General features: G+C 63.3%; 7 protein-coding genes. 2 read left to right on the plus strand and 5 right to left on the minus strand.

Annotated elements, in window-relative coordinates; genetic code table 11:
* From ACE1EY_RS07490 to ACE1EY_RS07505, 4 genes are all read right to left on the minus strand, one after another.
* The coding region (locus ACE1EY_RS07490; protein ID WP_370299844.1) for an electron transfer flavoprotein subunit alpha/FixB family protein at positions 1–570 on the minus strand (570 nt) is incomplete at its 3' end.
* On the minus strand, positions 570–1,316 hold the full coding sequence (locus tag ACE1EY_RS07495) for an electron transfer flavoprotein subunit beta/FixA family protein (protein ID WP_291514690.1): 747 nt from the start codon (positions 1,314–1,316) through the stop codon (positions 570–572). The genes ACE1EY_RS07495 and ACE1EY_RS07490, both read right to left, overlap by 1 nt.
* A gap of 74 nt (positions 1,317–1,390) precedes the next feature.
* A complete protein-coding gene (locus ACE1EY_RS07500) occupies positions 1,391–2,986 on the minus strand; it encodes an FAD-dependent oxidoreductase (protein ID WP_370299848.1) in 1,596 nt (531 codons plus the stop codon).
* Positions 2,987–3,040: 54 nt separating this feature from the next.
* Positions 3,041–4,807 carry an acyclic terpene utilization AtuA family protein gene (locus ACE1EY_RS07505; RefSeq protein WP_370299845.1) on the minus strand — a complete coding sequence of 589 codons (1,767 nt, stop codon included), beginning with the start codon at positions 4,805–4,807 and terminating at the stop codon, positions 3,041–3,043.
* A 252-nt stretch (positions 4,808–5,059) separates the two neighbouring features.
* Here ACE1EY_RS07505 and ACE1EY_RS07510 point away from each other — a divergent pair, with 252 nt between their 5' ends.
* Complete coding sequence (locus ACE1EY_RS07510; protein WP_370299846.1) at positions 5,060–6,409, plus strand: phosphomannomutase; 1,350 nt, start codon at positions 5,060–5,062, stop codon at positions 6,407–6,409.
* Between the two features lie 47 nt (positions 6,410–6,456).
* Here ACE1EY_RS07510 and ACE1EY_RS07515 read toward each other — a convergent pair whose 3' ends face one another.
* Positions 6,457–6,927, minus strand: coding sequence for a DUF1249 domain-containing protein (locus tag ACE1EY_RS07515; protein ID WP_291514686.1), 471 nt, complete (start codon positions 6,925–6,927; stop codon positions 6,457–6,459).
* A gap of 108 nt (positions 6,928–7,035) precedes the next feature.
* Between ACE1EY_RS07515 and ACE1EY_RS07520 the strand changes: the two genes are divergently transcribed.
* Positions 7,036–8,676 (plus strand): alpha-D-glucose phosphate-specific phosphoglucomutase, encoded by a 1,641-nt coding sequence (locus ACE1EY_RS07520; protein ID WP_370299847.1) that lies wholly within the window; start codon positions 7,036–7,038, stop codon positions 8,674–8,676.
* The last annotated feature ends 103 nt before the right edge of the window (positions 8,677–8,779 follow it).

The raw sequence follows: 8,779 nt of genomic DNA on the forward strand, positions 1-8,779 counted from the left end.
ATCACCACCGGCCCCTTCCCGTTTCACGAAGCGGGTATGCGATGGCACCTCGGCGTCGACGGACACCGCTTCCACCGGACAGGCCGCCTGCTCGCCCACCGACTTGAACGACGCGGTACGGGCGGAACCGACCAGAATGCCGTCCTGCGGGGCTTCAACCGTCACGACCGCGTTGCCGGCGTAGATAGGCCGCTGGAAGGTGTACGGCGCCTCGACGGCCATGATGTCGGTGACCATGACACTGTCGAGCAGCGCCGCGACCCGAGGCATCAAATCCTTGCCGAAGGTGGTGTTCGGGCCGATGACATGGCTCACGCCCAAATCCTGCGCCAGCTTGACGATTTGCGGCGCCAAGATGGCGGCCAGAGGCTCGGCGTTCTCGGCACGGTCAACCAACACGACCTTGGTCGCGCCGTCCAGCGTGGCCGCCGCGTCGGCGACCGATTGGCCGGATTCGGCAAAGACCGCCACGGTCACGTCGCCAATATCCTTGGCGCAGGCCATGGCCTTGGAGGTGGAGTTATTGAGTTCGCCGCCCAGGTGCTGGGCAATCAGCAGTACGGAAGCCATTAGAGCAGCCCCTTGTCTTTCAGAGCAGAAATCAGTTCGTCAGTGGACTTGACCATGATGCCGGCCTCCCGCTCGGGCGGCGGCGCGGTCTTGGTCACGGTCAGGCCGGCCTTGGGCGTCACGCCCAGGTCGTCCAGCGACTTGGTGTCCACCGGCTTGCGCTTGGCCTTCATGATGTCCGGGAGCTTCAGGTAGCGCGGCTCATTCAGGCGCAGGTCGGTGGTGATGACGGCTGGCAGATCAACCTCGATGGTCTCAAGGCCTTCGTCGACTTCACGGGCCACGGTGGCCTTGCCATCGGCAATCTCGATTGTCGAAGCGAAGGTGGCCTGCGGCCAGCCGAGTCTGGCGGAGGTCATCTGACCCGTCTGGTTGCTGTCGTCGTCGATGGCCTGCTTGCCCATCAGGAAGACATCCGGGCCTTCAGCCTCGGCCAGCTTGGCGAAGACGGCGGCGGCGGTCGGCGGCTCGACAGCCTCATCCACCTTGACGTGAATCGCCTTGTCGCAGCCGAAGGCCAGCGCCGTGCGCAGGGTCTCCACCGCCTTGTCGTCGCCAATGGTCACGGCAATCACTTCGGAGGCCGTACCGGCTTCCTTCATACGGATTGCCTGTTCCACTGCAATTTCGTCAAACGGATTCATGGAGTGCTTGACACCTTCGGTCTGCACGCCCGATCCGTCTCCTTTCACCTGGATTCGCACGTTGTAATCGACAACGCGCTTCACGCTCACAAGTACTTTCATGTTGTTTGGCTCAACAGTTCTCTGTGTTCGGTGTGTGTTTCGCACCGGCGCCGAACGCCAGTCCGTCCCATGCCCTACAAGTTCTGGTAGTTCGGCCCAGATCCGCCCTCGGGCGTGACCCAGTTAATCACTTGATAGGGATCCTTAATATCGCACGTCTTGCAATGCACGCAGTTGGCGGAGTTGATCTGCAGTCGCTTGTCGCCGGCTTCTTCCACCACTTCGTACACCCCGGCCGGACAGAACCGCGTGCAGGGATTGCCGTACTCCTGCTCACACTTGGTGAAACAGACGTCCGGCTCAATCACCTTGAGGTGAATTGGCTGGTCCTCGTCATGCTCGGTGGCCGCGAAATAAACCGATGCCAGCCGATCCTTGGGCGCGAGATCACGTGGCGCTTCGACAAAGCTCGGCTCGGCGGGCAACTCGGCCAGTTTCTTGGTTTGCGACCAATCCGCCTTGGATTTCAGCGTCCACGGTGACAGGCCGACCGTGGCGGTTTCCCAGGCGGCGTTGAACATGCCGAACCACAGGCCCTTCTTGAAGCCGGGCTTGATGTTGCGGACCTTCTTCAGCTCTTTGCCGACCACGGAATCACGCAGCTTGGCGTCGAACCCCGTCGATTCCAGCTTCGCGGCCAGATGGTCGGCGGCGAGCATGCCGGAGCGCATGGCGGTGTGAACGCCCTTGATCTTTGGCACATTCAAGGTGCCGGCTGCACAACCGATCAGTATCGCACCGGGCATTTCCGTGGTCGGCAGGGACTGCCAGCCACCGGTCACGATCGCCCGCGCACCGGCCGACAGGATCTTGCCGCCTTCGAGCAGCGGTTTGACGCTGGGGTGATGCTTCCACTGCTGGAACATCTCGAAGGGGCGCAGACGCGGATCGTCATACCCCAGCCCGACCACGTAACCCAGGGCAACGCGGTTATCGGTCAGGTGATAGAGAAAACTGCCGCCATAGACGTCGTTGGGCAGCGGCCAGCCGACGGTGTGGACGATCTTGCCAGGCTCCACACGGCCCTCCGGCACTTCCCACAACTCCTTCAATCCGATGCTGTAGTTCTGTGGATCGTGGCCATCGGCGAGCTTGTAGCGCTTGATCAACTGCTTGGAGACCGAGCCGCGCGCGCCCTCGGCGAGCACCGTGACCTTGGCCCGCAGATCCATGCCCGGGGTGTAGCCATCCTTGTGCGAACCATCCTTGGCCAGGCCCATGTCGCCGGTGCGCACACCGACAACCACATCGTTTTCGATCAATGCTTCGGCGGCAGGGAAGCCCGGATAGATTTCCACGCCCAGCGCCTCGGCCTTCTCGCCCAGCCAGCCCATCATGTTCATCAGGCTGACGATGTAATGGCCGTGGTTGTTCATCTGCGGCGGAGTCGGCAGCTTCATCCCGCCGGACTCGCTGAGCTTGAGGAACTCGTCCTTGGTCGCCGGCACGCAGATTTCCGGCGGATCATCGCGCCAACCGGGCACCAGCTCATCCAGTGGCTCCGGCTCGATGACCGCGCCCGCCAGGGCATGGGCGCCAACAAAGCTGCCCTTCTCCAGCACGCAGACCGCGAGATCCGCATTGGCCTGCTTGAGCTTCATTGCGCAGGCCAGACCAGCCGGTCCGGCGCCGACGATGACGACGTCGTACTCCATGACGTCGCGTTCGATATCGCTCCCGTTCGTCATTGTGTCCTGATGTCAGGTGGGATTGGGGTCGACACTTTAGTCGAATCGGCGGGCAATTTCTGCCGAAACCGGGATCGGAAAACTCAAAAGCATCTGCGCATGGCACTTGCCCTGGGGGTCGGTACGCAGTGACGCGACCCCACCACCACCCAGCGAATGTCGCAGCAGGAAGTTGAATCCGCCGATGCCAGGCAAGGCCCAGCGCGACACGTCGCCCTCCAGCAGATAGTCGAAGTAGGCTTGCACCGCCTCGGCGGTCAGCGCCTGTTCGATATAGGGCAGAAACTCGGGCTCGCGCGCGACAACACCGATATTGCTGTGATCACCCTTGTCACCAGACCGCGCGACCGCCAGGCGGATCAGGGGCACGCTCCCGGCGGCCGAGTCCACCGGCACGAGACCCAGGCTCTCCTGGCTGGGCGATGCAACCGGCGGTTTGCCTACGGGAATCTCCACGGCTGTGTTGCGCTCGCCGAGATGAACGGCCGCCGCCACTGATGTCTTGGGCACCAGGGTCGTGAACAGACGCACGATGGGCGTCACGCTCGGGCGCCCGGAATAGCCCGTGATGCCAGGCACCATGCCGGTGGCCGCCTGCGCGATCTCGCGACCGAACAGCTTCAGCGCATCGCGATTGGCATGTGTCGCAACCAGACGCACGGTGACCTCACGTGGCGCGGCGGCAGCATGTGGGCCGTACATCGCCTCGGCGCCGATCAGTTCGACAGCGGTGGCATCAAATGCCCCCAGGCCCCGATCCTGAAGCAGGCGCGAAACCTTGCTGAACAGTGCATCGGCTGCGGCGCGACCTTTCCCCGGCGCGTCAAAACCGCCAACCACGAAGCTGACCATCGTCCGGAAGCCTGACGGGTAGGTCGCCGACACCTTGTAATGCTCGGTCGGCGGTCGGCCCCGTGCCCCGCTTACACGCACCCGGTCCGGACCACTGGCCTCGATGGAGACATCGGTCCAGTCACAAACCACATCAGGCAGCACATAGGCGCCGGGGTCGCCAATCTCGTAGACCATCTGCTCGGCCACGCTCAGCGGCGACACCAGGCCGCCGGTGCCATCGGGCTTGCTGACTTCGAATCCGCCATCGGCGTCGACCTCCACGATGGGGAAGCCCATGTCGTCGAAACCCGGCACGTCCTGCCAGTCGGTGAAATTGCCACCGGTGCACTGTGCGCCGCATTCGATGATGTGTCCGGCCAGTGATCCAGCTGATAGGCGGTCGAAATCGGCCTCAGACCAACCGAACTCCGCCATCAACGGCCCCAGCACCAGGGCGGAATCCGCACAGCGGCCGGTCACGACGATGTCGGCACCCTGAAGAAACGCATCTCGGATCGGCAACGCGCCGAGGTAGGCGTTCATGGTCACCAGACCGCGGGGCATGGCCGCCCCGGTGTCGAGGTCGCGACAATCAGCAAAGGCCTTTTGCTGCGGTAACAAATCGTCGCCGGATACGTGTGCCATGGTCAGTTCCACGCCGGCCACCTCCGCCGCAGCCTGCAAGGCCGCGCAGCAGGCCGCTGGATTGAGGCCGCCTGCATTCACGGCAACACGAATGCCCTGCGCCTTGATCGCGGGCAGCAACGGCGCCAGCACCTGCACGAAATCTTCGGCATAGCCCCCAGCCGGATCCCGCATGCGCTTGAGCGCGAGGATCGACATGGTGATCTCAGCCAGATAGTCAGCCACGAGGTAATCGATATTACCCTTGGTGACCAGCTGTTCCGCCGCAGTTGACGTGTCACCCCAGAATGCCGAGGAGCATCCAATTCTGACGGTCTTTGCCATTGTTTTATGTCGTCTCCATGACTGATTTCCGGCGCAGCATCACGCAGGAGTCTCGCGCCGGCTCAGCATGCCAGCGTCCATGAATAGAGATCAAGGGAAACGTCAGTTACCCGCCGATTCCGACAACAGGCCAGACGATGGTCCGGCCGCGTTCGCCTGAAACTGACCGGGCCACGCATGGCGCAGGGAGCAGACATGACCCGATGTGCGGTGCATCATGACCGTCCCTTTTGCATACGAGGACGATAGCCGATGGCGAGCCTGAGTTGTTTCAAAGCCTACGACATTCGCGGAAAAGTACCGGACGATCTGTCGCCCGAACTGGCCTTCCGAATCGGTCGGGCCTACGCAGCCGAGCTCCAGCCGAAGCGCGTTGTCGTCGGTCGCGATGTCCGCGACTCGAGCCAGGCGCTGATCAACGCGCTGGCCCTCGGCCTGCAGCAGGCGGGCTGCGAAGTCCATGACATCGGCCTCTGCGGCACCGAGGAAGTCTATTTCGCGACGTTTCACTTCGAGATGGATGGCGGAATCATGGTCACCGCCAGCCATAACCCCCTTGGCTACAACGGCATGAAGCTCGTGCGCGCCGGGTCGCAGCCGATCAGCGGCGACAGCGGACTCAAGGCCATCGAGGCACGTGCCGCCGAAGACGACACGCCACTGCCGAGTATCGAGCCAACGCTGGTGCCATTGGAACACCGGGCCGCCTACGTGCAGCACTTGCTCGGCTACCTCAATGTCGACGCGCTACGGCCGCTGAAGATCGTGACCAATGCCGGCAATGGCGGTGCGGGCGTGGTCATTGATGCCCTGGCGCCGTTCCTGCCGTTCGAATTCATCAAGGTGCATCATCAGCCAGACCCGACGTTCCCCAACGGCATCCCCAACCCACTGCTGCCCGAGAACCGGGCGGCGACCGCCGAGGCGGTCAAGGCCCACGGCGCGGATTTTGGAGTGGCCTGGGATGGCGATTTCGACCGCTGCTTCCTGTTCGACGAAAACGCCCGTTTCATCGAGGGTTACTACATTGTCGGCTTGCTCGCCAAGGCGCTGCTGATCAAGTCACCGGGGGACAAAATCATCCACGACCCCAGGCTGACCTGGAACACGGTCGACGAGGTCAGGCGCGCCGGTGGTGAGCCGGTGATGTCCAAGACCGGGCACGCCTTCATCAAAGAGCGGATGCGCAAGGAAAACGCGGTCTACGGTGGCGAGATGAGCGCGCACCATTATTTCCGCGATTTTGCATACTGCGACAACGGCAATATTCCTTGGCTGATGGTCGCCGAACTGATCTGCCGCGAAGGCAAATCGCTGTCGCAACTCGTCAATGAGCGCATCGATGCCTACCCGGCCAGCGGCGAGATCAACCGTAAGGTCGCCGATGCCGACGCCACGATCGTTGCGATTGAACAGGCATTCGCTGCGGATGGCGACATCGACCGCACCGACGGGCTGTCGGTGGATTTTCCGACCTGGCGCTTCAACCTACGCAAATCGAACACCGAGCCGGTGATTCGCCTCAACGTCGAATCGCGCGCCGACATGGCGTTGATGCAGGAAAAAACCGACGCCATCCTCAAGCTGGTTGATTCGCTGTAGGCGCGATGATCGTACGGCGCCGCTCTCCGTGTGGCCGCGTGTCGGCGCTATGTGCGAGGACGCGCGGCCATCGCGAACCCATGGCCATGCTGTAGCAGATAGCCCAGCCACTTGTAGACCATCAGGTTTCTTGCGTGCTGGCGTTGCAGCCAGCCACCGACTTGGGGGTCGATGTCCTGAAGAAAATCGCAGCGCGAACGGCAGGAATCGACCACCTCGGCCACGCCGGCATCGTGATACAGGCGCAGCGTGACATCGGGATCCGCGCGCCACGTGTTCTCACCGGCGGAAAACCGGTAAGTCAGATGCACCGTCGTGGTGTAACGACAACGCTCCAGTACGGTCAGGTAGAGGTCGAAATCCGACTCGCTGCGTGACACGGCGGTGTCGAACGGCAGAGGGTAATCCGGCGCCAGTCGCTGGAAGCGTTGGTAGTTCTCGTCGACCAGGTTCATCAGGCCCGAAAAGCTCTCGGGCCGCCCCAGTCGAAGCAGCGTTTTTGGGTTGGCGAGGTCCATGAACCCACTATGCCCACGCCTCTGGCGCCGGTGCAAGCGGTTGACGTGGCGGGCATCGCGTGCATTCTCCGTGTCCCAATCACCCACTCTTTTCACCGGAATCCGCACATGACCGCAGCCGTCCGTACGATCGCCACCCAACCGTTTGACGATCAACGCGCGGGTACCGCCGGGCTCCGGAAAAAAGTGCAGGTCTTCCAGCAGGCGAATTACCTGGAGAATTTCGTCCAGTCGGTCTTCGACACGCACCCCGGCTTCGCGGGCACCACCCTCGTGCTCGGAGGTGATGGCCGATATCACAACGACACGGCGATCCAGACCATTCTAGCGATGGCCGCCGCCAATGGGGTCGCCCGCGTCATCGTTGGCCTGGGCGGCATTGTCTCTACACCGGCCGCGTCCCACCTGATTCGCAAGTACGACGCCCATGGCGGCTTCATCCTCTCGGCCAGCCACAATCCGGCCGGTCCGCGCGGCGACTTCGGCATCAAGTTCAACATTCGCGGCGGTGGTCAGGCTGCCTCGGCGCTCACCGATGCCATCTACGCCCGTAGCCGCGAAATCGATCGCTATCGTTGCGTCGAGGCCGACACCATCGACCTCGACAGCCTCGGAACACAAACCCTCGGCGATCTGACCATCGAGGTCATCGACACCACCGAGGACTACGCCGAACTGATGGAATCGCTGTTCGACTTCGATGCCATCCGCGCGCTGCTGACGTCGGATTTCCGCTTCGCTTTCGATGCCATGCACGCGGTCACTGGTCCCTACGCGAAACGGCTGTTCGTGGAGCGGCTCGGTGCGTCGCCGGACTCGGTACGCAATGCCGTGCCCCTGCCCGACTTTGGTGGCGGTCACCCCGATCCGAATCTGGTCTACGCCGCCGACCTGGCCGATGAGGTCATCACCCGTGGCGCGCTGGACTTCGCCGCGGCATCGGACGGCGATGGTGACCGCAACATGATTCTCGGGCGCGGACTGTTTGTCTCGCCCGGTGACAGCCTCGCGGTGCTCGCGGCCAATGCGCAACTGATTCCGGCCTACCGCGACGGCATTGCCGGCGCCGCCCGGTCCATGCCGACCAGTCGTGCGCTGGACGCCGTTGCCGCGCAGCAGGGTTTCGAGGCATTCGAGACACCGACCGGCTGGAAGTTCTTCTGCAACCTGCTCGACGCCGGACGCATCGCCGTTTGCGGCGAAGAGTCTTTCGGCACGGGCTCGGACCACGTCCGCGAAAAGGATGGCCTGTGGGCGGTGATGGCCTGGCTGAACCTGCTCGCGGCTCGCCGCGGCGAATCGGTGGCCGACGTTCTGCAAGCGCATTGGAAGACCTTCGGGCGGCACTACTACGAACGCCATGACTATGAGGACCTGAGCGGCGAACAGGCCGACCGGGTCATGCAGGCGTTGCGCCAGCAGCTCACCGCGTTGCCCGGTCGCCAGTTCGAGGGCCTAACGGTTACGGTGGCGGACGAATTCAGTTACGACGACCCGATCGATGGCAGCCGCGCCGAGGGCCAGGGCCTGCGCGTGGTCTTCGGTGACGACGCACGCATCGTGGTGCGCAAATCGGGCACCGGCACCAGCGGCGCGACGCTGCGGCTTTACCTCGAAGAACGCCGCAGCGACGAGTGGGAGCTGACGCTGCCCACGCGCGAGGTGTTATCCGCGCTGGCCTCGGTCGCCGACACGCTCTGCGGGCTACGCGAGCACACCGGTCGCGATGCCCCGTCGTTGATCACCTGAACAGCGCGGCCAGCGCGACTCCGGCCCTCGCGCGTCAATCCAGGTCGGGCATCATCCTGCGGCCGGTGGCGGAGAACGCCTCCTGGCCTGATTTGGACCGTTG

Source organism: Abyssibacter sp. (assembly GCF_964229365.1).
Classification (GTDB): domain Bacteria; phylum Pseudomonadota; class Gammaproteobacteria; order Nevskiales; family OUC007; genus Abyssibacter.